26 protein-coding genes and 2 tRNA genes are annotated in these 26,507 nt (G+C 65.6%); 15 read left to right on the top strand and 13 right to left on the bottom strand.

Going from position 1 to position 26,507, the window contains the following annotated elements:
* Positions 1–3 precede the first annotated feature (3 nt).
* The 3 genes from WFL22_RS03960 to WFL22_RS03950 all read left to right on the top strand — a co-directional run bounded on the left by WFL22_RS03960 (position 4) and on the right by WFL22_RS03950 (position 2,885).
* On the top strand, positions 4–852 hold the full coding sequence (locus WFL22_RS03960; protein ID WP_336991566.1) for a universal stress protein: 849 nt from the start codon (positions 4–6) through the stop codon (positions 850–852).
* 14 nt (positions 853–866) lie between these two features.
* Positions 867–1,514 carry an MBL fold metallo-hydrolase gene (locus WFL22_RS03955; protein ID WP_336991564.1) on the top strand — a complete coding sequence of 216 codons (648 nt, stop codon included), beginning with the start codon at positions 867–869 and terminating at the stop codon, positions 1,512–1,514.
* A 132-nt stretch (positions 1,515–1,646) separates the two neighbouring features.
* Positions 1,647–2,885: an MFS transporter gene (locus WFL22_RS03950; RefSeq protein WP_336991562.1), complete on the top strand. Its 1,239-nt coding sequence runs from the start codon at positions 1,647–1,649 to the stop codon at positions 2,883–2,885.
* 9 nt (positions 2,886–2,894) lie between these two features.
* Here the strand turns inward: WFL22_RS03950 and WFL22_RS03945 are convergent, their stop codons facing one another.
* The gene (locus WFL22_RS03945; RefSeq protein WP_336651031.1) at positions 2,895–3,401 is read right to left on the bottom strand and encodes a flavin reductase family protein; all 507 of its coding nucleotides are present in this window, start codon (positions 3,399–3,401) and stop codon (positions 2,895–2,897) included.
* 134 nt (positions 3,402–3,535) lie between these two features.
* Here WFL22_RS03945 and WFL22_RS03940 point away from each other — a divergent pair, with 134 nt between their 5' ends.
* The gene (locus WFL22_RS03940; RefSeq protein WP_336651032.1) at positions 3,536–4,024 is read left to right on the top strand and encodes a glutathione peroxidase; all 489 of its coding nucleotides are present in this window, start codon (positions 3,536–3,538) and stop codon (positions 4,022–4,024) included.
* A gap of 41 nt (positions 4,025–4,065) precedes the next feature.
* On the opposite strand, the gene WFL22_RS03935 is transcribed toward WFL22_RS03940, so the two are convergent.
* Together WFL22_RS03935 and WFL22_RS03930 are read right to left on the bottom strand one after the other, a co-directional pair.
* Positions 4,066–4,142 (bottom strand) — tRNA-Val (locus WFL22_RS03935).
* An 80-nt stretch (positions 4,143–4,222) separates the two neighbouring features.
* The gene (locus WFL22_RS03930; protein WP_336991560.1) at positions 4,223–4,684 is read right to left on the bottom strand and encodes a peroxiredoxin; all 462 of its coding nucleotides are present in this window, start codon (positions 4,682–4,684) and stop codon (positions 4,223–4,225) included.
* Between the two features lie 275 nt (positions 4,685–4,959).
* Between WFL22_RS03930 and aceE the strand changes: the two genes are divergently transcribed.
* The 7 genes from aceE (at position 4,960) to WFL22_RS03895 (ending at position 13,616) form a co-directional block, all read left to right on the top strand.
* Positions 4,960–7,686 carry a pyruvate dehydrogenase (acetyl-transferring), homodimeric type gene (gene aceE, locus WFL22_RS03925; protein WP_336651034.1) on the top strand — a complete coding sequence of 909 codons (2,727 nt, stop codon included), beginning with the start codon at positions 4,960–4,962 and terminating at the stop codon, positions 7,684–7,686.
* 14 nt (positions 7,687–7,700) lie between these two features.
* Positions 7,701–8,894 carry a PucR family transcriptional regulator gene (locus WFL22_RS03920; protein WP_336651035.1) on the top strand — a complete coding sequence of 398 codons (1,194 nt, stop codon included), beginning with the start codon at positions 7,701–7,703 and terminating at the stop codon, positions 8,892–8,894.
* Between the two features lie 159 nt (positions 8,895–9,053).
* Complete coding sequence (locus WFL22_RS03915) at positions 9,054–9,980, top strand: ACP S-malonyltransferase (protein WP_336991559.1); 927 nt, start codon at positions 9,054–9,056, stop codon at positions 9,978–9,980.
* Positions 9,981–10,006: 26 nt separating this feature from the next.
* Positions 10,007–11,011, top strand: a complete 1,005-nt coding sequence (locus tag WFL22_RS03910) for a beta-ketoacyl-ACP synthase III (protein WP_336991557.1) — start codon at positions 10,007–10,009, stop codon at positions 11,009–11,011.
* A gap of 84 nt (positions 11,012–11,095) precedes the next feature.
* On the top strand, positions 11,096–11,344 hold the full coding sequence (locus WFL22_RS03905) for an acyl carrier protein (protein WP_024356007.1): 249 nt from the start codon (positions 11,096–11,098) through the stop codon (positions 11,342–11,344).
* Positions 11,345–11,434: 90 nt separating this feature from the next.
* The gene (locus WFL22_RS03900) at positions 11,435–12,673 is read left to right on the top strand and encodes a beta-ketoacyl-[acyl-carrier-protein] synthase family protein (protein WP_336991555.1); all 1,239 of its coding nucleotides are present in this window, start codon (positions 11,435–11,437) and stop codon (positions 12,671–12,673) included.
* A gap of 115 nt (positions 12,674–12,788) precedes the next feature.
* A complete protein-coding gene (locus WFL22_RS03895; RefSeq protein ID WP_336651039.1) occupies positions 12,789–13,616 on the top strand; it encodes a glutamine amidotransferase in 828 nt (275 codons plus the stop codon).
* Between the two features lie 8 nt (positions 13,617–13,624).
* On the opposite strand, the gene efeB is transcribed toward WFL22_RS03895, so the two are convergent.
* The 6 genes from efeB to WFL22_RS03865 form a co-directional block, all read right to left on the bottom strand.
* Entirely contained in the window at positions 13,625–14,953 is a 1,329-nt protein-coding gene (gene efeB / locus WFL22_RS03890) for an iron uptake transporter deferrochelatase/peroxidase subunit (protein WP_336991553.1), read from the bottom strand.
* Positions 14,953–16,176 (bottom strand): iron uptake system protein EfeO, encoded by a 1,224-nt coding sequence (gene efeO, locus WFL22_RS03885; protein ID WP_336991552.1) that lies wholly within the window; start codon positions 16,174–16,176, stop codon positions 14,953–14,955. Before efeO ends, efeB begins: the two co-directional genes overlap by 1 nt.
* Positions 16,137–17,057, bottom strand: coding sequence for an iron uptake transporter permease EfeU (gene efeU, locus WFL22_RS03880; RefSeq protein ID WP_336991551.1), 921 nt, complete (start codon positions 17,055–17,057; stop codon positions 16,137–16,139). Before efeU ends, efeO begins: the two co-directional genes overlap by 40 nt.
* A gap of 181 nt (positions 17,058–17,238) precedes the next feature.
* On the bottom strand, positions 17,239–17,727 hold the full coding sequence (locus tag WFL22_RS03875; RefSeq protein WP_336651043.1) for a Dps family protein: 489 nt from the start codon (positions 17,725–17,727) through the stop codon (positions 17,239–17,241).
* Positions 17,728–17,850: 123 nt separating this feature from the next.
* Positions 17,851–18,576, bottom strand: a complete 726-nt coding sequence (gene hemQ, locus WFL22_RS03870) for a hydrogen peroxide-dependent heme synthase (protein WP_336991549.1) — start codon at positions 18,574–18,576, stop codon at positions 17,851–17,853.
* A gap of 68 nt (positions 18,577–18,644) precedes the next feature.
* Entirely contained in the window at positions 18,645–19,769 is a 1,125-nt protein-coding gene (locus WFL22_RS03865; RefSeq protein ID WP_336651045.1) for a ferrochelatase, read from the bottom strand.
* 299 nt (positions 19,770–20,068) lie between these two features.
* Here WFL22_RS03865 and WFL22_RS03860 point away from each other — a divergent pair, with 299 nt between their 5' ends.
* Positions 20,069–21,667, top strand: a complete 1,599-nt coding sequence (locus WFL22_RS03860) for an SDR family oxidoreductase (protein ID WP_336991548.1) — start codon at positions 20,069–20,071, stop codon at positions 21,665–21,667.
* A gap of 43 nt (positions 21,668–21,710) precedes the next feature.
* Here the strand turns inward: WFL22_RS03860 and WFL22_RS03855 are convergent, their stop codons facing one another.
* Positions 21,711–22,058 carry a hypothetical protein gene (locus WFL22_RS03855; protein WP_336651047.1) on the bottom strand — a complete coding sequence of 116 codons (348 nt, stop codon included), beginning with the start codon at positions 22,056–22,058 and terminating at the stop codon, positions 21,711–21,713.
* A gap of 146 nt (positions 22,059–22,204) precedes the next feature.
* Between WFL22_RS03855 and WFL22_RS03850 the strand changes: the two genes are divergently transcribed.
* The 3 genes from WFL22_RS03850 to WFL22_RS03840 all read left to right on the top strand — a co-directional run bounded on the left by WFL22_RS03850 (position 22,205) and on the right by WFL22_RS03840 (position 24,746).
* Positions 22,205–23,347: an ABC transporter permease gene (locus WFL22_RS03850; RefSeq protein WP_336991546.1), complete on the top strand. Its 1,143-nt coding sequence runs from the start codon at positions 22,205–22,207 to the stop codon at positions 23,345–23,347.
* The gene (locus WFL22_RS03845; protein WP_336651049.1) at positions 23,347–24,054 is read left to right on the top strand and encodes an ABC transporter ATP-binding protein; all 708 of its coding nucleotides are present in this window, start codon (positions 23,347–23,349) and stop codon (positions 24,052–24,054) included. The genes WFL22_RS03850 and WFL22_RS03845 overlap by 1 nt, the downstream gene beginning before the upstream one ends.
* Before the next feature lie 89 nt (positions 24,055–24,143).
* On the top strand, positions 24,144–24,746 hold the full coding sequence (locus tag WFL22_RS03840; protein WP_336991545.1) for a TetR/AcrR family transcriptional regulator: 603 nt from the start codon (positions 24,144–24,146) through the stop codon (positions 24,744–24,746).
* A 142-nt stretch (positions 24,747–24,888) separates the two neighbouring features.
* Here WFL22_RS03840 and WFL22_RS03835 read toward each other — a convergent pair.
* The 3 genes from WFL22_RS03835 to WFL22_RS03825 form a co-directional block, all read right to left on the bottom strand.
* Positions 24,889–24,962: transfer RNA gene (locus WFL22_RS03835), tRNA-Ile, on the bottom strand.
* A 57-nt stretch (positions 24,963–25,019) separates the two neighbouring features.
* Positions 25,020–25,796 carry a FadR/GntR family transcriptional regulator gene (locus tag WFL22_RS03830; RefSeq protein ID WP_336651051.1) on the bottom strand — a complete coding sequence of 259 codons (777 nt, stop codon included), beginning with the start codon at positions 25,794–25,796 and terminating at the stop codon, positions 25,020–25,022.
* Between the two features lie 85 nt (positions 25,797–25,881).
* Positions 25,882–26,436, bottom strand: coding sequence for an HdeD family acid-resistance protein (locus WFL22_RS03825; protein WP_336991544.1), 555 nt, complete (start codon positions 26,434–26,436; stop codon positions 25,882–25,884).
* Positions 26,437–26,507 lie beyond the last annotated feature (71 nt).

The following is a 26,507-nucleotide window of genomic DNA, read 5'->3' as shown; positions in this document are numbered from 1 at the left end:
AAGATGTCACTGAAGTACCTCATCGGTGTTGACGGATCCGAGCAGAGCCGGGTCGCACTCGCCTGGGGTCTCGCCCGCGCTTCCGAGCGCGGCGCCGAGGTCGAACTACTGCACGTCGCAGACGATTCCTTCCTCTCGGAGAGCGTGGCGTTCCTCTCAGAAGCGCAGCAGGCGTCCGAGCAGATGCTGCAGGCCGAGACCGAGTACGCTCGCAGCCTCGGCTTCACCGGCAAGATCTCGGGCACCGCGGTGGTCGGTCACCCGATCGCAGAGGTCGAGGAGGCCTCGAAGCGAGCTGACCTGCTCATTCTCGGCGCTCACAACGGCAGCCGCTTCGCCGGCTCGTTCTTCGGCACGCGCGCGGTGAAGGTCGCGGCGACCGCGCACTGCCCGGTCGCCGTGATCCCCGCGGTCGCGGCGGCCGAGCCGAAGCCCGGTGTGGTTGTCGGCGTCGACGGCTCGGAAGCCTCGAAGAAGGCGATCGCCGTCGCCGCCGAGGCTGCCTCGTTCCGCGGCTCGCCTCTGATCGCGGTCTATGCGTGGATGCCTCCCCTCACACCCGGTCTCGAGTATCTGTGGAGCGAGGAGCTTGTCGAGTCGCAGCGCTCCGCGGCTGAGGAGGCCATCGCCATCGGTGTGGCCGGCCTCGCCGAACGCTACCCCGATCTCGAGATTCGTCGTGAGATCGTGCAGTCGCCCCCGGTGGCCGCGCTGGTACAGGCGGCTGAGGGTGCTGAGCTGCTCGTCGTGGGTAGCCGCGGCCGCGGCGGCATCTCGCGTCTGCTGCTCGGCTCGGTGAGTCACGGTGTGCTGCAGGCATTGCCGTGCCCCGTCGTAGTGACCCGTAGCTGAACCGTCTGAGCCTCATGTCTGCTGCACGGATCGACAAGGTGGTGACCCGCGGCCTCGTCGGCGCGGGTCGCCCCGGCTACCCGGTCGATGGGGTTGAACTCGAGAACAACACGTGGATCATCGGCGACGACGAGCAGGCGCTCATCATCGACGCCTCGCACGACGCCGAAGCGATCGTGGCTGCGGTGGGTGAGCGGGACGCCCTCGGGATCCTCCTCACTCACGGCCACGAAGACCATGTGAACGCTGCGCTGACTGCTGCAGCGCAGCTCGACACGCACGTGTACCTGCACCCTGCGGATCTGTTCCTTTGGCAGCAGACGCACGGCGACGCGCTGCCCGACTTCGAGCTCGCCGACGGTGCAACGTTCTTGGTTGCCGGTGTCGAACTCGCGGTCGCGCACACGCCCGGCCACACCCCCGGTTCGGTGTGCTTCATCGCGCCGGCGCTCGGAACGGTGTTCTCCGGCGATACCCTCTTCCGGGGTGGTCCGGGTGCGACCCGCTGGGAGTATTCGAGCTTCGATCAGATCGTGGAGTCGATCCGCACTCGTCTCTTCACACTGCCTGGCGCGACCGTCGCCAGGCCGGGCCACGGCGATGTCACCGCGGTGGCCGATGAGATGCCAGATCTTGAGGCGTGGCTCGCACGAGGCTGGTAGTCGGCTCTCAGCACCGTTGCGTGCCGTGGTGTCGCATTGCGGCAAGGGCCTAGACTTGACCGGTCGCAGTGCCGCGCAGTTCTCAGTGCGCGGGTGGATCCGGGCGCTCCCCCGCCACCTGAAAGGTCGACCGTGACCGTTGCCCCGCATTCTCCGCTGCGCCGCGGAGTCGCACTGTTCGCGCTCGCCTTCGGCGGCTTCGGAATCGGCGTGACCGAGTTCGCCACAATGGGGTTGTTACCCGATATCGCCGGCGAACTGCTGCCCGGCTTCGACCAGGCCCCCGACCAGGTGATCGCGCAGGCCGGTGCGCTCGTCACCGCATACGCGCTCGGCGTGGTGGTGGGTGCACCCACGTTTGCGGTGCTCGCCGCGCGCATGTCTCAGACGAAGCTCGCGTTCTGGCTGCTCGGCCTGCTCGTCGCCGGCACTGTGGCGTCGGCGTGCATGCCGACGTTCGGCTCGCTCGCGATCTTCCGCTTCGTTGCCGGGCTGCCGCACGGTGCCTATTTCGGTGTCGCGTCGCTGCTCGCGGCGCGCATCATGGGTCCGGGGCGCCAGGGCCGCGGGATCGCACTCGCCCTCTCAGGACTCACGATCGCGAACGTCATCGGCGTGCCGCTCGCCACCGGCATGGGGCAGGCGCTGGGCTGGCGTTCGGCCTACGTGCTCGTCGCCGTGATCTTCGCAACGACGCTGCTGCTCGCCGTGCTCGCGCTCCCCCGCTACCCCGGGAATCCGTCGCGCAGTCCGTTGCGGGAGCTGTCGGCGCTGAGTAACCCCCGAATCTGGGTGATGATCGCCGTCGGCTCGGTGGGGTTCGGCGGATTCTTCGCCGTCTACTCGTACATCGCCGAGGTGACCACCCGTGAGACGGGCCTTCCCCCGACGATGGTGCCGTGGGTGCTGGGGTGCCTGGGTGTCGGCATGACGATCGGCAACCTCATCGGCGGCTGGGCCACTGATCGCAACCCTCGCCGCACCGTCAACTGGGGGTTTCTCGCCTTCATCGCCGCGCTGGTGCTGTACACACAGCTCGCGTGGCATCCGCTGGGGTTGTTCGTCTGCGTGTTCCTCCTGGGCAGCACCGCGTCACTGCTGATCCCGTCGATTCAGGCGAGGCTGATCCGCATCTCCGATGAAGCGGCGCTGCTCGGCGCCGCAGTGAATCATGCCGCCTTCAACATCGGCAACAGTCTGGGAGCGTGGCTCGGTGGTCTGGTGATCGCGGGCGGCCTGGGGTATCTCGCGCCGGGCTGGGTTGGGGCCGTGCTCGCGGTCGCCGGGCTCGCACTCATGCTGTTCAGCAATGCGCTCGAGGCGCGCGACAAGGCGAGCGGCCTCAACACCGTCGGCGTCAGGATCCGCTAGACGCGAGCACTACTCCACCGGCGCAAGGGTGCGGAACGCGCGGTCGAGGTAGACCATGGGGTCGGCCGGTTCACCGAAAACGGCGTCAAGCACTTCTGCGACGACGATCACCGAGGCGCCCACTCCAAGCGAGTGCAGGGTGCGGCAGCGTAGCGCGACACGGGTGCTCGGCAGGTACGGTTCTCCTGTAGGCAGGGTTTCCCACCCCTGCTCTGCGGTGAAGCGCTCGGTGCCCGAGACCGCGAATGTGGCCCCGATTGATGCGTGGCGGGCATCGAGCAGGTGCACGAGGTAGGTGTCGGCTGCGAGGATGCCTCCTGCGCTGCCCGTAGCGCGGGTCACCGAGAACGAGAGCGTCGCAGGATCGAGTCCCACCGAGGCGACGCTTGACGCGGTGAGCCCCACCGGGCCCTCAGGGGTTTGCGCCGTGATGAGCGACACCCCCGCCGGGTGCTCCCTGAAAGCGCGCTTCAGCGCTTCGGCTCCGGTGTGCTCGGACTGCGGATCTGCGGCCATCCGGTGGCTCTCCCTCATCTCGTGGGCCGCATCGGGGCGGCCGCGTTCATCGACGCGATTCTCAACGCGGCGCGATCCGCAATCATTCCTCGCGGTGTCTGGCAGCGTGTCTGCGCGAGGCGTAGGCTGGCCATATGAACGAGCTGCGCGAGGTTCCCCTGACCACCATCGATGGCGAACAGACTTCGCTCGCCGAGTATGCGGATCGTGCGGTGCTCATCGTCAACGTGGCCTCGAAATGCGGCCTCACACCGCAGTATGCAAAGCTCGAAGAGCTGCAGCGGCGGTATGCGGATCGTGGCCTGACGGTACTCGGTTTTCCCTGCAATCAGTTTCTTGGTCAGGAACCGGGCAGCGCTGAAGATATCAAGACGTTCTGCTCGATGAGCTACGGCGTGACCTTCCCGCTCATGGAGAAGGTGCGCGTGAACGGGCGCCGCAAGCACCCGCTGTACGCGCTGCTGCGGGAAACACCGGACGCAGACGGAAAGCGGGGGCGGATCAGCTGGAACTTCGAGAAGTTCCTCGTCGCCCCCGACGATTCGGTGACCCGCTTCCGCCCCACCGTGGAGCCGGATGATCCTGCGGTGATCGCCGCTATCGAAGCCGCACTTCCGGCGTAGGTAGATCACGATCCTGCTTCGCAGTACGGCGATGAAGTGAATGGTGGGCCCTGAGGGACTCGAACCCCCGACCCTCTCGGTGTAAACGAGATGCTCTAACCAACTGAGCTAAAGGCCCCGACCGCGAAGCGGACTTCACCAGCATAGGGGAAGCCGCCTCGCAGTTGCGAATCAGTCGCGGTGTCGCGCGAGCTGCGCTCAGGGGAGCTGAGCAAGCGCCTCACGATAGGCACCAAAGTCGCGGGCCTCACCGGGCGCGGTCTCGAACGAGGCCAGCACGCGGCGGTCCTCACCGATGATGAGGGTTGCTCGGGTCGCGATCCCCGCTTCCTCGACGAATGCGCCGTACTGACGCGCCACCTCACCATGCGGCCAGAAATCGGAAAGGATCGAGAACTCGTAGCCCTCCTGCTGCGCCCACGCCTGCAGCGCGTACACGGAATCGATCGAGATGCCGAGCAGACGCACCTTGCTGTCGGCGAAGATCGACAGGTTGTCGCGCAGCTCACACAGTTCACCGGTGCAGATGCCGGAGAACGCGAAGGGGAAGAAGACGAGCGCAACGGGCCCCTCCGCCACCATCTCCGACAGCGTCAGCTCCTCGCCGTGCTGATCCGAGAGCGTGAAATCTGGCGCCTGCGCGCCGACCTCGAGCACCATGGGTGCCTCCTTACCGGCGCCGGGAGCGCCATCGATGTACAAACGCCTCCACACTACCGATCCCCGCTCGTCGCAGACGAGATCCGCCGCCTCCGAATCGCCACCGAATATTGTGCGTCTGTAACACCCTCGACAAGAGATGTGCGAGTTTCTTCGTGGAACTTCGATAGTCTGGACCCGACCCGCGGACCAGCGGGGCTGACCGAGCATGCCGTGAACGACTGCACCAACCCGCTTCGCAGCGCGGCGCTCCCAGTGGTGATTGGAGCACAACCTTGGCTGTGAACACGCAGGATCCCTACGCGCCCGATCGTGATGATATGGACCCGCAGGAAACCGCCGAGTGGCGCGAGTCGCTTGATGCCGTAGTCGAGGAGCGTGGCGCAGGCCGCGGCCGCGACATCATGACCAGCCTGCTCGATCGTTCGCGACAGCTGCACTTGAACGTTCCCCAGGTGCCCACCACTGACTACGTCAACACCATCGCCTCGGCCGACGAGCCCGACTTCCCCGGCGATCACGACGTCGAGCGCCAGTACCGCTCATGGATCCGCTGGAATGCAGCGATGACCGTGCACCGCGCGCAGCGCCCCGGCATCGGCGTCGGCGGCCACATCTCCACCTACGGCTCCGCTGCCTCCCTCTACGAGGTCGGCTTCAACCACTTCTTCCGCGGCCAGGATCACCCCGGTGGCGGCGACCAGATCTTCATTCAGGGTCATGCCTCCCCCGGCATGTACGCCCGTGCCTTCCTCGAGGGTCGCCTCAGCGAGGATCAGCTCGACGGCTTCCGCCAGGAGAAGTCGCACGCCCCCCACGGCCTGCCCAGCTACCCGCACCCGCGCCTGCTGCCCGATTTCTGGCAGTTCCCCACGGTGTCGATGGGCCTCGGCCCGATCAACGCCATCTACCAGGCGCAGCTCAACAAGTACCTCACGAACCGCGGCATCAAGGACTGCTCGGATCAGCAGGTGTGGGCCTTCCTCGGCGACGGCGAGATGGACGAGGTTGAGAGCCGCGGCCAGTTGCAGGTCGCAGCGAACGAGGGCCTCGACAACCTCAACTTCGTGATTAACTGCAACCTGCAGCGGCTCGACGGGCCGGTGCGCGGCAACGGCAAGATCATTCAGGAGCTCGAAAGCTTCTTCCGTGGTGCCGGCTGGAACGTCATCAAGGTCATCTGGGGCCGTGAATGGGACGACCTGCTCAACCGCGACACCGATGGTGCGCTGCTCAACGTGATGAACACCACCCCCGACGGTGACTACCAGACCTACAAGGCCGAAAACGGTGCGTTCATCCGCAATCACTTCTTCGGTAAAGACGAGCGGGCCCTGCGCCTCGTGGAGAACTACACCGACGACCAGATCTGGCAGCTGCGCCGCGGCGGCCACGACTACCGCAAGGTGTACGCCGCCTACGCAGCCGCGGTCGCCCACAAGGGCCGCCCCACGGTGATCCTCGCAAAGACCGTCAAGGGCTACGGCCTCGGCCCCCACTTCGAGGGCCGCAACGCGACCCACCAGATGAAGAAGATGACGCTCGAAGACCTCAAGCTCTTCCGCGACACCATGCACATCCCCATCTCGGACGCGCAGCTCGAGGCCGACCCCTACCGCCCGCCCTATTACCACCCGGGCGAGAACGACTCCACGATCCAGTACATGCACGATCGCCGTCGCGCGCTCGGCGGGTACCTGCCGGCGCGTCGCAGCACACACACCGAGGTCGTCCTGCCCGAACCGAAGAGCTACGCCATCGCGGCGAAGGGCTCCGGCACGCAGGAAGCAGCGACCACTATGGTGTTCGTGCGCATGCTGAAGGATCTCATGCGCGACAAGGGCTTCGGATCACGCCTCGTGCCGATCATTCCCGACGAAGCGCGCACCTTCGGCATGGATTCCTACTTCCCCACCTCGAAGATCTACAACCCGCACGGCCAAAACTACGTGTCGGTCGACCGCGAACTGCTGCTCGCCTACAAGGAGAGCCCTGAGGGCGTACTGCTGCACGTCGGCATCAACGAGGCCGGAGCCACCGCAGCATTCACAGCGGTCGGCACTTCGTACTCGACGCAGGGCGAGCCGATGATCCCGATCTACATCTTCTACTCGATGTTCGGGTTCCAGCGCACGGGTGACGCCTTCTGGGCTGCTGGCGATCAGATGGCGCGCGGCTTTGTCATCGGCGCGACCGCCGGCCGCACCACGCTTACGGGCGAGGGGCTGCAGCACGCCGACGGACACTCCCTGCTGCTCGCAGCCACGAACCCCGCAGTCGTCTCCTACGACCCGGCATACGGCTACGAGATCGGCCACATCGTGCGCTCCGGCATCGAGCGTATGTACGGCGGCCAGCACCCCGACCCCAACGTCATGTACTACCTCACCGTGTACAACGAGCCGATCGTGCACCCCGCCGAGCCGGAGAACGTCGACGCCGAGGGCATCGTGCGCGGTATTCACCGTGTCAGTGAGGCCGCAGCAGGCGGCCACCGTGCGCAGATCCTCGCGTCCGGCGTTGCTGTGCCGTGGGCGATCGAGGCGCAGGAGCTGCTCGCACGCGACTGGGGTGTTGCCGCTGACGTGTGGAGCGTTACCAGCTGGAACGAGCTGCAGCGCGACGGTGCCGCCGCTGAGGAGCACAACTTCCGCTCGCTCGACGGCGAGACCCGCGTGCCCTACCTGCAGCAGAAGCTCGCCGACGCTGAGGGCCCCTTCGTGGCCGTCAGCGACTGGTCGCGCCAGGTGCCCGAGCAGATCCGCCCCTACGTGCCGGGCGACTACTCCGTGCTCGGTGCAGACGGTTTCGGGTTCTCGGACACCCGTGCTGCTGCGCGCCGCTACTTCGGAATCGACCGCGAATCGATCGTGGTGAAGGTGTTGCAGCGTCTTGCCGCGCAGGGCCGCATCGACGCAGAGGTGCCCCGCCGCGCCGCCGAGCAGTACCGTCTGAACGACGTGAACGCCGGCACTACGGGCGGCGCTGGCGGCGACGCCTGATCGAGCGATCGCACATGGATCGGACGAAGGAGCAGGAACTCGCCTGGCTGCGCACCATCACAGGCGAACTCTCTACGCGCACCATCACCCGGCTCGACGAGACGCTGCCCTGGTACGGCAAGATGCCGCCCAGTCGGCGCTCGTCGGTCGGGCTGGTGGCGCAGACCGGCATCACCTCGTTCATTCAGTGGTACGAGGATCCGAGTTCGACACCGTGGATCGCTTCTGATGTGTTCGGTTCAGCTCCGCGCGAGCTGCTGCGCTCGATCAGCCTGCAGGAGACTCTGCAGCTGATCCGCGTGGTGGTTTCGGTCGTCGAGGAGCGTGTGGCTCCTCGGAGTGAGTCGCTGCGCGAGGCCGTGCTGCACTATTCACGCGATGTCGCGTTCGCTGCGGCCGATGTGTACGCACGCGCTGCTGAGGCTCGCGGGCTGTGGGATGCCAGGCTGGAGGCGCTCGTCGTCGACTCGATCCTGACGGGTGAGAGCGACGACGAGCTGCCGAGCCGGATCGCAGCTCTCGGCTGGCACGGCGACGGCGAGGCCGCGGTGCTGGTGGGCACGGCTGAGCGTGTCGTCGATGTGGACCAGCTGCGCCGCCTCGCGCGACACGCCGGTGCTGATGCGCTGATCGGTTTGCAGGGCACACGTCTAGTGCTGGTGCTCGGCCGTTTGGATGCGCCGCAGCCGGGTGCGCCTGCTGCTGAGAGCCGCCTGAGCTTTCTGGAGATCGCAGCCCGACTGGCTGATGGTTTCTCGGATGGGCCACTGGTGCTTGGCCCCACCGTCGACAACCTGGTGGATGCGTCGCGCAGCGCTCGGGCCGCGCTTGCTGGGGTTGCTGTGGCGAGGTCGTGGCGCAACGCTCCCCGCCCTGTTGCTGCCGACGATCTGCTGCCTGAGCGTGCGCTCGCAGGCGATGGTCTTGCGCGCCGCACCCTCATCGAGCAGATCTATGAACCGCTCGCTGCGCACTCGGGCGAACTGCTGGAGACGCTGTGGTGCTATCTCGACAACGGGCGCTCGCTTGAGGCGACCGCTCGCGAGCTGTTCGTGCACCCCAATACGGTGCGCTACCGGCTCAAGAAGGTCTCGGAGGTGATCGGCTGGAATGCGACGGGTGCGCGGGAAGCACTGATCCTGCAGTCCGCCCTCATCACCGGCTCCATCGCCCACAATGGACGGCGCGCAGCGCCGTCTGCAAAGTAGCCGCGACGGCCCACAGGCCGGAGCGGAACCTCCGCTGTTGCGCGCAGCGCCGTGTGACGACCCTTCGAGCACCGAAACTGCTGTTTCCCACAATCATTTTCAAGATTTATCGTTCGCAATATGCAGGATCTGGGCCGTTGATCTGAGAAACTGGACGACGTGATTGTTATCGCCTGCCCTGGACAGGGCTCCCAAACCCCCGGATTCCTGAACGAGTGGCTTGAGCTGCCCGGCAGCCGCGAGTTCCTCGGCACCGCATCCGAGCGTGCGGGCGTCGATCTCATCGAGCACGGCACCGTGAGTGGCGCCGACACGATCCGCGATACCGCGATCGCGCAGCCGTTGATCGTTGCGGCGAGCTTGCTCGCGTGGCGTGAGCTGTCGGCGCGTGTGGCTGTGGCTGAGGCCGGTATTGCCGGTCACTCGGTGGGCGAGTTCGCTGCGGCTGCTGCCGCGGGTGTGCTCTCTGAAGACGACGCCCTGCGCCTTGTCGGGGTGCGTGGTCGTGCGATGGCCGAGGCGGCCACGCAGGCGAGCACCGGTATGGCTGCGGTTGTGGGTGGCGTGGAGGCCGATGTGCTCGCGAAGATCGCGGAGCACGGGCTGACTGCCGCGAATCGCAATGGCGGCGGCCAGATCGTCGCCGCCGGTTCGCTTGAGGGCCTGGCGGCGCTTGCGGAGGACGCACCGCGCGGCGCACGCGTGATCACGCTGCAGGTGGCCGGCGCGTTCCACACCGATTACATGTCGAGTGCCATTCCTGCTCTGCGGGAGGCCGCTGAGAGCGTGACCGCCGCCGCGCCCACGCACCCGCTGTGGACGAACGCTGACGGTTCGCTTGTCGACAGCGGATCGCGCTTTGTCGAGCTGCTGGTCTCGCAGATTGCGAGCCCGGTGCGCTGGGATGCGTGCATGGAGGGCTTCCAGCAGGCCGGCATCTCGGGGCTTGTTGAGCTCGCCCCGGCTGGCGCGCTCACGGGAATCGCCAAGCGCGCCCTGAAGGGTGTGCCCGCTGTTGCGGTGAAGACCCCAGCAGATCTCGACGCCGCTGTGGCGCTCATCACCGAGACTGCGTCAGCAGCCTGACCGTCGAACCGAAAGGACCCATGCACATGGCATCACTGGTGCAGCCCACTGGCCCCGCGCACACGCGGATCCTCTCCGTCGGCGCGGCCCGCGGCAACCTCGACGTACCGAACGACGACCTCGTCGGCCCGATCGATTCCTCGGATGAGTGGATTCGCCAGCGCACTGGCATCGTGCAGCGTCGCCGTGCCAGCGCTGACGTGGCCGCGGTCGACCTTGCGGTGGCCGCGGGCGAGGAAGCCATCGCGAAGTCGGGGCTTGATCGCTCCGAGATCGACGGTGTCATCATTTCGACGATTTCGAACGTGGCGATCACCCCCTCGATGGCGGCGCTTGCGGCGCATCGCCTCGGGCTCACGCCCGCCGCGGCATTCGACATCTCGGCTGCTTGCGCCGGGTACGTTTACGGCGTGGGCCAGGCCGACGCCCTCGTACGCTCGGGGCTGTGCAAGAACGTGCTCGTGATCGGCGCCGAGAAGCTCTCCGAGATCGTCGATCCGACTGATCGCAGCATCTCGTTCCTGCTCGGCGACGGTGCCGGCGCCGTGATCGTCGGCGCGAGCGACCACACCGGCATCGGCCCCACCGTGTGGGGCTCTGACGGCGAGAAGTGGGACACGATCCGCATGACCTCGACCTTCGAGGAGTACCGCAGCAACCCGTCCGAGGTGCCGTGGCCCACGCTGCGTCAGGACGGTCAGACCGTGTTCCGCTGGGCTGTCTGGGAGATGAAGAAGGTCGCTCAGCAGACCCTCGAAGCCTCGGGCATCGAACCCGGCGATCTTGCCGCGTTCATCCCGCACCAGGCGAATATGCGCATCATCGACGAGTTCGCGAAGCAGCTCAAACTTCCCGAGTCCGTGGTCGTGGCCCGTGACATCGAGATGCAGGGCAACACTTCGGCGGCGTCGATTCCCCTGGCCATGCACGCGCTGCTCGAGCAGCACCCCGAACTCTCGGGCGGCCTCGCCCTGACGATCGGCTTCGGGGCCGGTCTCGTCTACGGCGCGCAGGTCATCGAACTCCCGTAGCCGGATCGCGCGCGTCTCCACGGCGCCGCGCCTGACGGCACGTACACTTCTTCAACCCCCACCCATATCAAGGAGAAACACACAATGGCATTCAGCAACGAAGAGGTCCTCGCGGGTCTTGCCGAGATCATCAACGACGAGACCGGAATCGCGGCCGACGTCGTCGCCCTCGACAAGTCGTTCACTGACGACCTCGACATCGACTCGATCTCGATGATGACCATCGTGGTCAACGCCGAGGAGAAGTTCGACGTGAAGATCCCCGACGAGGAAGTCAAGAACCTCAAGACCGTCGGCGACGCTGTCGACTTCATCGCCAAGGCTCAGGCCTAAGGTTTGCGGAACGGGGTCGGGCTCAGCCCGACCCCGCCTCCTCACCACTCACCCAAGTTCGTTCCCCACCAGATCGCGGAGCACGCAAGCATGAGCAAGAAGATCGTCGTCACAGGTATCGGCGCCTCCTCCCCCATCGGCGGCACGGCCCCTGAGAGCTGGGAGTCGCTCCTCGCCGGCGAGTCGGGCGTACGCACCCTCGACTACGACTGGGTGACCGAATACCAGCTTCCCGTCACCTTCGCCGGTCAGGCCCGGGTGAAGCCCACCGAGGTGCTCGACCGTCCGGTCGCGAAGCGCCTCGACCCATCGAGCCAGTTCGCGCTGGTCGCCGCGAAGGAAGCTTTCGCCGATGCCGGCAGCCCCGAGCTCGCCCCCGAACGTCTTGGCGTCGACTGGGCGACAGGGATCGGTGGCGTATGGTCGCTGCTCGACGCCTGGGACACCCTGCGCGAGAAGGGACCGCGCCGCGTGATGCCCTTGACCGTGCCAATGCTCATGCCGAATGCTCCTTCGGCAGCGGTCTCTATGCACTTCGAAGCGCGCGGCTACGCACGCACCGTGGCGTCAGCCTGCGCCTCCAGCACCGAGTCGATCGTCAACGCTTACGAGCACCTGCAGGCGGGGCTTGTCGACGTGGTGATCGCCGGCGGCTCCGAAGCTGCAATCCACCCCATCACCGTGGCATCGTTCGCGTCGATGCAGGCCCTCTCGCGTCGCAACGACGATCCGGCCACGGCTTCCCGACCGTACAACATCGACCGTGACGGCTTCGTCATGGGCGAGGGCGCTGCTGCGCTCGTGCTCGAGACCGAAGAGCACGCGCTCGCGCGCGGCGCGAAGATCTACGCCGAGATCGCCGGCGGCGGCGTCACCGCAGACTCCTACCACATCACCGCGAACGACCCCGAGGGTCGCGGTGCGATCCGCGCCATGCAGATGGCGCTGGAGCAGGCCGGGGCAACCCCCGACGATGTGACGCACATCAATGCGCACGCCACCTCGACGCCGGTGGGCGACATCAACGAGTTCACCGCGCTGAAGGCGATCTTCGGTGACCGCGCCGAGCAGATCCCGATCTCGGCGACGAAGGCCGCCACCGGCCACTTGCTCGGCGGCACCGGCGCGCTTGAGGCACTGTTCAGCGTGCTCGCCGTGCAGCACCGCATCGCGCCCCCCACGATCAACCTCATCGACCAGGATCCCGAGATCCCCGTCAATGTCTCCTCGGAGCCGCAGCCCCTGGGTGACGGCCCGCAGCTCGCGATCTCGAACTCGTTCGGGTTCGGTGGCCACAACGCCGTCGTCGCGATTCGCTCCGTCGACTGAGCGCAACTCCACTGAGCTACGGGGCGTCTGCCCGGCCTGATGGGCCGGCGCGGGCGCCCCGTAACAGTTCGAGATGCGTTCGGCGACGATCCGCACACGCGCTACGGTAGTACCCATGAAACCGTTCCTGCTCATCACGACTCGGGGCGAAGACGACGTCGCTGCCGATGAGCATGCGGCCTACTGTCGCTTGACCGGGCTGCTGCCCGAGGAACTCGCGTGGCGGCGCATCGATAGAGCCCCGCTCGGTTCCGTAGATTTCGGTTCCTATTCGGGCATCATCCTCGCCGGCAGCCCGTTCACTGTGAGCGAGCCTGTTGAACGCAAATCAGAGACCGAACTGCGTGTCGAACGCGAGCTCGCGCAACTGCTCGACGATGTGGTGCGGGCCGATTTTCCCTTCCTCGGCGTCTGCTACGGGATCGGCACGATCGGCGCCCATCAGGGCGCTCGGGTAGACCGCACCTACGGAGAATCTTCGCAGGCGGTGCGTATCAGCCTCACCCCTGCCGGCATCAGCGATCCGCTGCTGCACCAACTGCCCGCCGACTTCGAAGCCTTCGTGGGCCACAAAGAAGCGATTGCCGAGGTGCCTGAGAGCATCACCGTGCTGGCGAGCTCACCCACGTGCCCGGTGCAGGCGTTTCGTGTGGGTCGCAATGTGTATGCGACGCAGTTTCATCCCGAGCTCGACACGGCCTCGTTCACGTCGCGGGTGCGTGCCTACGCCGATCACGGCTACTTCCACCCGGCCGAGGTCGAGGCGATCATCGAGCGGGTCGAGCGCGCCGATGTGCGCGCCTCGCACATGGTGCTCGGACGTTTCGTGGAGGAGTATCTCGATTCGCGGCCCGCGCAGACAGGGCCGTTGATAGCGCTGCCTGCTGCGAGCATCGGCATCGAGTCTGAGCGCGCGAGCACGGTGGCGCCGTCGGGCGTCTGAGCGCTGCGCTACTCGAACAGCGCCTGGGCGAGAAAATCACCCGACTGCACGCCCGATGGAATAGCCCACAGCCCTGAGCCGATGTGACGGATGTACTCGTTCAGGAGATCCGCCCGCAATGACTGCTGCACGCGCACGAAGGTCTGCGGATCGCGCTGGAACGAGATGAAGAACAGGCCGGCGCCCAGCTGTCCGAGCCCGTTTGAGCCGTCGACGTAGTTGTAGCCGCGCCGCAGCATACGGGCACCACCGTTCTGATTGGGGTGCGCGAGGCGCATGTGTGCGGCGATGTCGATCGCTGGGTGCGCCGCATTCTCCGCACTCGGAGCAGCGAAGTCGGGCGCTGCGAACTCGTGCCCGCCGCTCAGCGGGCCGCCTTCGCGTTTCGTGCGGCCGATGATCCGCTCCTGCTCACCGAGAGATGCGCGATCCCAGCTTTCGATGGTCATCTGAATCTTTCGAGCCACGAGGTAGCTGCCGCCGCGCATCCAGTCCGGGGCTTCGGTGCCAACCCAGATGTGTTCGGCGAGAGAGGCCTCGTCCTCGGCCATGATATTCGCGGTACCGTCTTTGAAGCCGAAGAGGTTACGCGGGGTGTCCTGGCGGCGTGAGGTCGATGCGGTGCGTCCGAAGCCGAGCTGGCTCCATGAGAGATGCGCGCGTCCGGCTGCGATGCGGGCAAGATTGCGGATCGCGTGCACTGCGATCTGCGGATCATCGGCGCAGGCCTGCACGCAGAGATCTCCCCCGCTCTGGGTGGCGTCGAGCAGATCGAACGCGAAGGATGGAAGCGGCTCGAAGGCGCGTGGCAGGCGAGAGCGGATCACGAATGGATCTTCGGGGTCGGCCGCCCCGGTGCGTGCGGTGAAGAGCTGCCTGCCGAGCCCGAAGGTGAGGGTGAGGTTTCCCGCGCCGAGGCTGGCAGCCTCGCCTGTATCGTCTGGCGGCAGCAGCGGGTTGTCGGGTTCGAGGCCGGTGCCAACTTCCTGTCCACGGACGAGCCGCTCGGCTGCCTCGGTCCAGTCCCGCAGCAGCGCGATGAGATCGTCTCTGGCTGTGCCCGACACCATGTTGAATGCGGCGAAGTGGAGGCGGTCTTGCGCGGGGGTGACGATACCGGCCTGGTGGGCGCCGTGGAACGGCACTGCGCCGGATTCCGGGCCCGAGCCACCACCGGCCTGAGCCGCGAGGGCGGTGGCTGCGCCGCCGCCGAGCGCGAGGCCCGCCGCGCCGGCGCCGAGCAGCCCGAGGAGGCCGCGTCGCGAGGGTCGCAGGGCGCCAGGGTCGCTCTCCTCCGTCGTCTGTCCGATCTCGTCGGGCTGCTCGTGCGCCGTCATCAGCCCTGCACGACGCCCGCGGTGAGCTTCGACATGGGTTCGCTGAGCGCGGTGAGCTTCGCCGCGAGCTCGTTGCGCTGCTGCTGGCCGACGGTGTCGTAGAACACGAAGCCCGCATCGTAGGAGCCGTAGCTCTCGAGCAGCGCGAACATGTCGGCGAAGCGCGTGTCGAGCTCTTGCGCGAGGTCTTCACCGCCGTTCGCCTCAAGCAGGCCGCGCACGGTGTCGAAGGCCACCTGGGCGCCCTCGACGTTCGCGGTGAAGTCGTAGAGGTCGGTGTGCGCGAACTCGTTCTCTTCGCCGGTCAATTTGCCATCGGGGGCGGCAACCTCGTCGAGGAGGCCTTTCGCGCCCTCGGTGATGTCGGCGAGGGTGAGCGTGAAATCGGGGCTCGCGACCTCGTCCTTCAGCTCGTTCACATCGGCGAGCAGCTGCTCGCCGAGCTCCGTGCGCTCCTCGGGGGTGAGCGGCTTGAGGTCGTCCTTCGGGTAGTGGTCTTTCTCGGGAGTCGAGTAGTTGGCGATCGCCTCGTCGAGCCACAGGTCCTGCTCGATGCGGTGGAAGCCGGTGAAGGGCAATCCCTCTTCGATGGCACCGGGCTTGCGGTAGTCGATCTTTGGGTCGAGGTCACCGAACTGCTCGGCGGTCGGCTCGATGCGCTCGTAGTTGATGCGCGCGATCGGGAAGAGTGTACGAGCGGTTGCGTCGTCACCGGCCTGGTAGGCCGCGACGAAGGCCTCCACTTGCGGCACGAGCTCCTCGGTCTGAGCTTTGACGTAGCTGATGTACTGCGCGACGACCGCGTCCTCCTCGGGTGTCGTCGCCACGGCGTCGCCGGTGACCGCGAACGCGGCCTGGCCGACGCCGGCACCGACCATACCGGGCTTGCAGCTCGTGAAATAGTCGCCGGGGCCGAGCTGCACGGTGAGGTTGCGGCTGGTGCCGGGTGCGATGTTCTCGACCTCGCCGAGGATCGTCAGCTCGTTGCTGCCGAGCAGATAGAACTCGGTGACTTTGCTGCCGTTGTTCTGCACGGTGAAGGTGAGCGTGCCGCTCTGCGCCTGCGCGGTCTCGACCTCGCAGGCCGTATCGCTCGCCGTGACGGCGATGGACTGCGCGTTCGCGCCGGTGCCGGCGTTGGGCACGCAGGCGGTGAGTGCGAGACTCGCGGCGCCGATGGCGGTTACTGCGACGATGCCGCGGCGTGTGCTGATGGTGGGCAAGGGGCTTCCTTTCTCGGGGCGCGCGCTCCTCGGTATGAGGCGATGAGGAACAGCGGAAGGGTGATGGCGAGGTAGAGCGCCCAGGCGATCACCTCGAGTCTGGTCATCTCCGGCGAGAAGCCGACGGTGCCCTTGAGCAGCACGCCGAGCACTCCGTCTGGAGCGATGATGTGGGGAATGCGGAACGCCCAGGCGGCATCGCCGAACCAGGTGGCGAGGACTTCCGCTCCGGGCGGCGGGGCGGCGAAGGGGCCGGGGAGCAATCCGGCCTCCTGCAGGTCGTGGACCGCGTAGGCGAACACGCCGGCGGCGAAGACGATGAGGAGCGCGCCGGACCAGCGGAAGAACACGGTGAGGTTGATCCGGAGCATGCCGCGATAGAGCAGCCAGCCGAGCACCGATGCCAGGAGAATGCCCGACACCGCCGAGAGGAAGCCGACGAGGGGTGCTGTGTCGCTCGCCCGCGTGGTGGCCCAGATGAAGAGGGCGGTCTCGATGCCCTCCCGCGCCACCGAGACGAAGCCGACCGCGGCCACGCCCCAACCGTTGCCGAGCAGGGCCCTGTCGAGCTGCGATCGCAGCTCGCTGCCGATGCCGCGGGACATGCGCAGCATCCAGAAGACCATCCAGGTCACCATGGCGACGGCGACGAGCGACAGTGCGCCGCCGATCGCCTCCTGCGCGGTGAAGGAGAGCCCGTAGGCGCCGTAGGTGAGCACGGCGCCGGTGATGAGGGAGAGCAGGATCGCGGCTGCGACGCCCAGCCAGATCTTGCGGGCTGCGTCGCGACGTCCGAGACGGTTGACGTAGGCGAGCAGGATGCTCACGACGAGCGCGGCTTCGAGCCCTTCGCGCAGGCCGATGAGCAGTGTGGCGATCATGCGGGAGCACCCTCCGAGGCTCATTCGACAACATGTGATGTTAGTAAGGCGCGCCTTACTGGAACAACATAGCACAATTCATCTGATGTGAAACCCGCGGAGGTAACGCAACAGGGCCGCGCCCCCACCAGGAGAGACGCGGCCCTGTACACCCACCGCGCACAGGGCGCGGCTGAACTCGTCAGTCGGCGTAGTGCGAGAAGAGGAACCAACGATCCTTGTCGAACTGCTGCGCGAATGCGATTGCGAGATCCTGGCTCACGGGGTCGATATCTTCGAGCCCCTTCACCGCGGCGTAAATGGTCTCGAGCGTAGCGTCGAGCTGCGCAACAACCTCACGCACCGTCACCTCGGACTGCTGAAAACCGACAGTCATCTCCGGCGTTGAGGTCTGCGCTGCGACGGTGCCAATACGACCATCGACAGGCAAGCCCAGGGCCACCATGCGCTCCGCAGCCGTGTCGGCAGCATCCTGCGCGTGCGCTACGACCTGGTCGAGAAACTCATGCACGCCCATAAAGTTGCTGCCGCGCACATGCCAGTGCGCCTGCTTGCCATTCACCGCGAGAGCGATCAAATCGTGCAGAACCGGCGTCAGGTGCTGCGCAACCCCTGAGAGTCGCCCAAACTCGCCCTGCGCTGCGATCGGCTGCTGCTCGAGAGTGGTCATAGTGAACCTCCGTCTGATCTGCCGGGGAGCTTCTCTCTGCCCGGTACACCCTCCACGATACGCCGATCCGAGCGATCCGCAAGCAAGTGAAGGCTTGCCTAAACTGCGTTCTACCAGGGATTTTTACGCCGACACCGCGAACTTGAGCAGTATCTCAGGGTCGCGGCGCGGACCCGTGAAGAAGGGCGTCTCCTCAATCACGTGCCGCCGCGCACCCGTCGCCCGCAACTCGCGCATCATATCCACGATCCGCGTCAGATCGTCGGCCTCAAAGGCGAGCAGCCACTCATAGTCGCCCAGCGCGAACGAGGCCACGGTGTTCGCGAGCACATCACCGTAGTCTCTGGCCGCAGCACCGTGCTCGCGTAGCAATTCCCTGCGCTCTTCATCAGGTAGCAGGTACCACTCCCGGCCACGCACGAACGGGTACACGCAGACGTAGCCGCGTGGCGCATCACCCGCGAGAAACGCTGGCACGTGCCCACGATTGAACTCAGCTGCGCGATGCACCCCGATCGACGACCACACGGGCAGCAGACGACCGCCGGCCCAGTCAAGCACTGTTCGGTAGGCATCTTGCAGCGCCTCGGGGCTCGGAGCGTGCCACCACACGAGCACATCGGCGTCCGCACGATAGCCGGCAACGTCATACCATCCGCGGGTGGTCAGGCCGTCGATGCTGTCAAGCTCGGCGAGCAGTCCTCGCACAATCGCGCTCCAGGCCGGGGTGAGCCCGAGGGCAGGCCCTGACCGTGACGCGCTGAAGACCGCATACATCGTGTAGTTGACGTCGGCATTGATGGCGTCTGCGACGGCGGAGTGGTCAACGGTTTGGCTGCGTGCAGTCATAGGTGCTCCCATGTTTCTCAGCATCCTGCTGGTCGGTTCTCAGTTCTCAGTTCCGGTGAGGCGGGCACTCAGTCATCCACGCCCGCGAGCACCGGGATGCCGGTGGACTCGCCGTGACGCATACGACAACTCCCGGCGGGAGCATCGTCTGGGAAGGCAGCCAGTGCGCCGACGGTGCGGGCCGGGGCGGTCTCGCCACGCTCGCGCGCAGCCCGCTCGAACACCATGTCGATGAGCCCGGCCACGAACTCCCTTCGCACCCCCGCGGTGCCGGCACGAACCGCAGCGATGCCCTGTTCTCGTGCCGTTTCGAGCGCTTCGACGTCGAGGTCGAAAGCGACTTCCATATGGTCGGAAATGAAGCCGATGGGCGCGATCACGATCTTGCGCACGCCCTGTGCAGCCAGCGCCTCGATGTGGTCGTTGACGTCGGGTTCGAGCCACGGAACTCGCGGATCCCCCGAACGGGAGCAGTAGGCGAGTGAAGAGGCAACTTCGGTGCCGGTGCGCGCAGCCAGTGCAGCGTCAAGGGTAGCGCGCACGTCTTCATGCTGCTCGCGGTAGCCGGGACCGGTAACCGCTGAGGCATCCTGCATCGTGTCGGGGATCGAGTGGGTCACATACACGATATGCGCGCCCGCAAGGCCGCCGTCGAGTGCTCTGGCCGCCTCTTCGATGGCGCGACGGTTGGCCTCAACGAAGCCAGGGTCATTGAAGAATGGGCGGAGCACGTCGAGGCGCGGAGCCGCATCGCCGAGTTCGGTCACGGCGGCCGCAAGGTGCTCACGGTACTGCCGACTGCCCGAATAGGAGGCGTAGGCGCTGGTGACGAGCACGAGGATACGCTGCGCGCCGAAGGCTGAGGCGTCTCGCAGCGTATCGACAGTGTAGGGGTGCCAGTTGCGGTTGCCCCAGATCACCGGGAGGTCGGCACCGCGCTGCCGCAGTTCGTCTCGCAGTGCTTCGGCGAGGGCGAGGTTCTGGGCATTGATCGGGCTGCGCCCGCCGAAGTGGTGGTAGTGCTCCCCCACCTCGGCGAGCCGATCTTCGGGGATGTTCTTGCCCCGTGTCACGTTGCGCAGGAAGGGGATGATGTCATCACTGTGGTTGGGGCCACCGAATGAGCACAGCAGCAGGGCATCGTAGGGCAGCGGATCGACGGAAGGACTGGCGGGGTGATCGTTCTCGGTCATGTGCTGCACCGTATCACCAGCTTGCCTGTAGATCTGATGTATAACATCAGATCTACACGGGGTGGTGGGTATGGTCAGAATCACGCACTGCAGAACCGATGCACCCCAAAGCGCGGCGCACCGGCGTAGCATGATCGCATGTCCGAGACGGTGTCGCTGTGGATCACGCCCCCGCCTCTGCCCCGTCGACTGAGGGGCGGCCAGGCTGAGAGGCGGCACTATGGGCAAGAGCCGCCCACGATGCCGGATCCGCACCCCTCAGGCCGAGCCCATCGCAGCACCGCGGTAAGGAGCAGATCGTGAACTCACCCCCAGATCACACCACGCAGGAAGCACGCAGCACCCCAACTGGCCGCGAAGACACGCTTCGCGCGGTGCCTGACGACCAGGGCATCACGCCGCGTGTGCTCGTGCTCGGCGCGACGGGTTACATCGGCGGCCGCCTCGTGCCCCGACTGGTCGCCGCCGGTTACCGGGTGCGCGTGCTTTCACGATCCCGTGAACGAGTCGCCGCCCTCCCCTGGGCCAATGAGGTCGAGATCGTCACCGGCGACGCCTCAGACCCAGAAGCCGTCGGCCAGGCAATGCGCGAGGTAGACGTGGTCTGCTACTTGCTGCACTCCATGTCGAGCGGCGCCGACTTCGAGCGCCTCGACCGGGAGATCGCCCGCACCGTCGCGGGCGCGGCTGAGCGTGCCGGTGTGAGCCGCATCGTCTACCTTGGAGGCCTGCACCCCGAAGGAGCCTCACTCTCACGGCATCTGCGGTCACGAAAAGAGGTGGGCGACATTCTGCTCGCTTCGGAGGTGCCCACGATCGTGCTCCAAGCAGGGGTAGTCATCGGCTCAGGCTCAGCATCGTTCGAAATGGTGCGGCACCTCACCGACGTGCTGCCCTACATGCCAGCCCCCAAATGGGTGCGCAACTTCATTCAGCCAATCGCGGTGCGCGACGTGCTCTACTACCTGCTCGCTGCGGTGCGACTCGAACCCGAAGTCAATCGCGCACTCGACATCGGCGGGCCGGACGTGCTGCGCTACGGCCAAATGATGAACGGCTACGCCCTCGAAGCCGGCCTCAGGCAGCGTCGGATCGCCTCACTGCCCGTGCTCACCCCGCGGCTCGCCTCCCACTGGGTGGGGCTCGTCACCCCCGTGCCGCGCCGCATCGCACGCCCGCTCGTTGAATCACTGCAGCACCCCTGCGTGATGCGGGATCACGCCATCGACGCACTCATTCCGCCACCACCGGGCGGGCTCACCCCGTACCGCGACGCCGTGAAGCTTGCTCTCGGCCGCATTGAAATCGACGCCGTCGAAACCAGCTGGGTCGACGCGCGGTTGGACGGCGCCCCCAGCGATCCGCTGCCCAGCGACCCGGACTGGGCTGGCCGCACCGTCTTCACCGACGTGCGGCGTCGCCGCACCTCAGCGGATGCGGCAGCCGTATGGTCGGTGATCTCCCGCATCGGCGGTGCGAACGGCTGGTATTCGGCGTCGGTGCTGTGGGCGGTGCGCGGTTGGCTGGACCGGCTCACCGGAGGCGTCGGCCTGCAGCGCGGCCGGCGCAGCCGATCGCGAATCACCGAGGGCGACGCGATCGACGTGTGGCGCGTGGAGCGCGTCGAACCCGAGCGGCTGCTGCGGCTGCGCGCCGAGATGTGGACACCGGGAAGCGCGTGGCTCGAACTCGGAATCGACGACTCCCCCGGCGGTGTCAAATACTGGCAGCGGGCGGTCTTCTTCCCTCGGGGCTTGCTCGGGAGACTGTACTGGCTCGCAATGCTGCCCTTTCACGGCCTCATTTTCAGTGGCATGGTGAGCAGGATCGTGGCGCTCGCCGAAGCCGACGATGCTCGCAGTAGTTCCGCGAATCGCGCCCGGCACCGCTCCGAGTGATGGAGCGGTGCCGGGCGTGGAAGGTGGCGTGAGCGGCCAGATCTCACCAGAATACGGCTAGCGCAATGTTGACGAGGGTCAATCCGCCAACCGCGTGCGCAACACCGACCGGAACCGCCTCACTCTTCTTGACTTTTCGGCGCCCGATCCATGCTGCAACCAGGATGACGACGAGAATAGTGAGCTTTGCCGCGACTTTTACGTGATTCACTCCCCCGTCGCTCATCTCGTTGACTCCGACCAGCAGAATACCGGTCACCAGTTGCACCCAGGCACCGACGAACTGAAAGAGGCCGACGGTCGGAGTCTTGAATGTGGCGAGCCATCCGCCGAGGAGTGCGGCTGCTCCGAGAATGTGTAGGAATACGAGCGAGGCATGAAGTAGGTCCATGCTTTCAACGTATCCGGCATACTCCTCCCTCGACCCCCCATTGGCAACCGGTCACGGATACTCACAGTTCCCTTTCAGATTTATCGACATACTGTTGACATGTTTGTTGACAGGTAGTCGATAAAATGCTGGCGGGAGAGGAAGACATGTTTCTAGCGATCCGCGAACTGAGGTTTGCGCGCGGGCGATTCGGCCTCATGGGTGCAGTCGTCTCGCTCGTCGCGCTGCTGATAGTTCTACTCTCGGGCCTCTCCTCGGGCTTGGTCAACGACGGCGTATCTGGGCTCAAATCGATGCCGGTCACCGCGTTTGCGTTTGACGCCGGCACGAAGACCGACAACGCATTCTCGCGCTCAGTGGTCGAGGAGTCTCAGCTCGAGATCTGGCAGGCTTTTCCCGGAGTGGAGGCCGCGAGTCCGGTCGGGGCGGGAATGACGAATGCCACGACCGAAGATGGGGTTCAGATTGACCTCTCGCTGTTTGGCATTGTCCCTGATTCCTTCATGAGCCCGAACGTCTCTGAGGGATCGACCATCTCGGGGCTTGGGGGCATCGTGGTGTCCGAAACAGCGAAAAGCGACGGTCTCGAACTGGGCAGCATCATCACCCTTGATCGGCTCGATACCCAACTTGAGGTGGTCGGTTTTACCGAAGGACAGGCCACGTTCGGTCACGTCGACATGGCCTATCTCAACATTGATACCTGGCGGCTCATCGCCTCCGGAGCAGCACAACCCGGCGTTCCGACACAGGATCAAGTAGACGCGCTCGATTTCGATGTCGCGAGCGTCATCGCAATCCAAGCGAGCGATGCAGAAGGGCTCGATCTCGCCGCAGGCGACCTTCAGGCGACGACCACAGCCGTGCCCCTGAAGGAATCTTTCAACTCATCTCCGGGCTACGAGGCAGAGACACTGACGCTCAGCATGATTCAGATGTTCCTCTACGCAATTAGCGCCCTCGTGGTCGGAGCCTTCTTCACCGTCTGGACGATTCAACGGCAGCATGAGCTCGCGGTGCTCCGAGCTGTCGGTGCCTCGGCTCGTTATTTGCTTCGGGACTCGCTGACCCAAGCGGCGATCCTGCTCGTATCTTTCACAGCAATCGGTGTGGCTGCTGGTGTCGGGCTGGGCTCCATCATGCCGGACGGCATGCCTTTCGCTCTTGAACCCACGCCCGTCCTCACCGCCTCCTTGATCACAATCGCTCTGGGCCTCATCGGGGCTGCGATTGCGGTTCTCCGCATCTCGCGAATCGAACCCATCTCCGCCTTGGGAGGGCAGCGCTAATGTCTTCTGCACACAACCTGGAAACAGTACTGCGCTTTGAGAATGTCACGCTCGAACTCGGAGACGGCGACAGTAGGGTGCGACCCCTGGACTCCGTGAGTCTTGAGATCGCGCGGAGCGAATTCGTGGGCGTGGTGGGCCCATCTGGAGCCGGAAAGTCGACCCTTCTTGCCGTGGCAGGAGCACTACAGTCACCCGACAGCGGTTCAGTTCGAGTGCTCGACCAAGAACTCACAGAGATCGCCGGTTCTCAGGGAAAAATGGCCAAGTTTCGTCTCAGAAACATCGGGTTCGTCTTCCAATCGGGCAATTTGATCCCCGCACTCAACGCTGCAGACCAGCTCCGTCTCGTGAACCGGCTCGCAGGCGGATCATCGGCGTTCGACCCGATGCCGTTCCTGGAGGCCGTTGGCATGGCGCACAAGGCGAAGAATCTTCCCCGGCAGCTCTCCGGGGGCGAGCGACAGCGCGTAGGCATCGCCAGAGCGCTCGTCACCAGTCCGGGTCTCCTACTCGTCGATGAACCAACCGCAGCACTCGACCGTGCCCGAAGCCAGCAGGTTGTCGCTCTCCTCGCGGAACAGAGTAGGACCCAAGGAGTTGCCATCATGATGGTCACCCATGACCACGAAGTGCTCGGGCACTGCGACCGCGTACTCGAGATGGTCGACGGCCGACTCGGAGCATTCCAACCGGCGACAACGTAGCCTCCACGAGTCTTCCACCTCGCCCGAACGGTCAGCTTCACGGTAAGTTCAGTAGCAGGCGACGGAATGAGACCGGTGGAGGATGAACTGTGCCACGAATCACTGCGAATACCGTAGCTGAGCACCGCGCAAATCAAGAGCGCCTGCTCCTCGACGTCGCACACGCGATCCTTGAGGAAACGGGCGAAATCGGAAGCATGCGAAATGTCGCTGAGCGCGCAGGGTTGGCAAGATCAAGTGTCTACCATTACTTTGAATCCACGGAAGCGTTGCTTCAAGCACTGGTGGAGGACATTTTCCCCAGATGGACCATACGCATCACTGATGCCATGGATGCTGAGGCCGAGCCAAGCGGCCGACTCGTTGCCTACGCAGTTGAGAATCTTCGTCTCGTGCATGAAGGAGCACACGCCGTCGGCTCTGCACTTGCGGCCCTCTCTCCCGGAGAAGCCCTGAACGAACAAGCAGCGAGCATGCATCGGGCCATTCAGGAGCCACTGATTCGCACACTTGACGACCTGGGGGTCGAAGATTCCGAGGCTCTGGGTGAGATGATCAATGCGGTCGTTCACTCGGCCACTCGTCTCCTGGAAGCGGGGAAACCGTTCGATCAGGTGTCATCAACACTCATCGCCATGATTAAGCCGATGGCAGTCGAACTGCAAAAACGGGCCGCAGCAAAAGAATCGTAGGATCTCAGAGATCCCACTTGCTCAACCCCGGACCTCGGAGGCATCGGGCTCCCGGGCTGAAGTCAACGCCTGAGCAGGGTTTTGGATGGGTACCCACAAATCGCCGATCAACGAAGACCGCGCAGTGCTTTCCAAGCACTCGTAGGGCGTGCGGGGCTTGAACCCGCGACCGACGGATTATGAGTCCGCTGCTCTGACCGACTGAGCTAACGCCCCTTGCAACCGTTCCATAATAGTGGAGCAGACGATGCGTCTCGCGCGGCCGCAGCCACCTCAGGACCGGATGCGGTTCGGGTCGTAGCCGGCATCGATGAGCGACGTGGCGCGCTCGGTCTGCCCGGTGAAGTCGAGCATGTCGGTGCGCAGGCCGAGGTCGCGATCGACATGCAACGCCATCGAGTGCGCCGCGTTGCGCACATCGCGTGCGGCGATGGCGTCGAGCACGGCACCGTGGTCGCGGTGCATCGTTTCAAGTGTGGTGCCGAGGATCACACGGCCCTCGGTGCTCGCCCCTTCAAGCACCGACATGACCCCGAGGTAGAGGTCGAGCAACAGTTTGCTGCCGCTCGCCTCGACCACGAGCCTGTGGAAGGCGTCGGGGGCGGTGCTGCGGTTACAGGTATCAAGGGCTTCGGGCGAGGCCGCGCCGGCAATCCCCTCGTGCACTCGGCGATACGCCTCCCGGAGCCCCTCGAGCTGTTCCTCGGTGCGGTGCACGGCGGCGTGTTGGGCGGCTTCGATCTCGAGAGATCGCCGGTAGACGAGCACTTCTTCGAGATCGTGATCTGCGAGAAATTCCGACAAGATCGAGCTCACCGGGGTGCGGGATCGCACGAAGGTACCCACGCCGGGAACGGTTTCAAGCATGCCGAAGGCTGCGAGCGATCGCACTGCTTCGCGCACAGTGGAGCGGCCCACGCCGATCAGTTCGACAAGCTCGGGTTCTTTCGGAATCAGATCGCCGACCGACCATTCGCCGCTCGAGATCCGGCCGCGCAGGAAGTCGAGCGTGTCGCGCGCCTTCTGGGAGCCGCGGGTGGTGCTTGCCATGTCAGACCTCGTGGGGGGGGTGTGGGGAACTGCGTCAACTCTATCGGGTACACACAGGCGGCTCACACCGATTGCGTGGTGTTGCTCATATCACGATGGTGGTGGCCGACACGTCGACGCGGCGCAGCCGATTCGCAGTCCAGATGATGAGCGCCCCGAGCAGCACGAGGCAGATGCCCCCGATCACGGCGATCACGGCGAGGGCGATTCCAGGCCAGGCCAGCGCAACGATTCCGCCGACGAGGATCAGCACACCGGGCACAAGAATCACGGGGCTGCGCCCAGCGAAACGAGCACTGATCGCGATCCACAGCACCCCGAAGACGACGAGCGCCACACCGACGAAGGCGACGATCGCACCGACGGTGAGGTCTGAGAATACGATCGCGAGCACTCCGGCTGCGATGAGCACGAGGCCACCGATGAGCGCGGCCGAGGAGCCGGCGGATCGTGTGAGCACGGCAAGGCCGTTCGCGATGAGTGCGGATCCGAAGAGCACGACGAGCATCCAGCTTGCCGCAAAGAACGGCCAGATGAGGAAACCGACGCCGACGGCCGCAACGAGCACGCCGGTGATAAGCAGCGTCCACCAAGGGAAGCGCCGCTGCCCGGTGCTGGTGACTATGGGATACTGGCTCACTGTCGACCTCCTCGGCACCCTGATGGTGGACGGGCGCTCCCTCCCAGCGTACGGCACGGGCCTTGCATCAG

Origin of the sequence: Leucobacter sp. VD1 (assembly GCF_037150695.1) — a bacterium.
In the GTDB taxonomy this organism is placed as follows: Bacteria; Actinomycetota; Actinomycetes; order Actinomycetales; family Microbacteriaceae; genus Leucobacter.
This window is presented reverse-complemented; position numbering and strand designations above follow the sequence as displayed.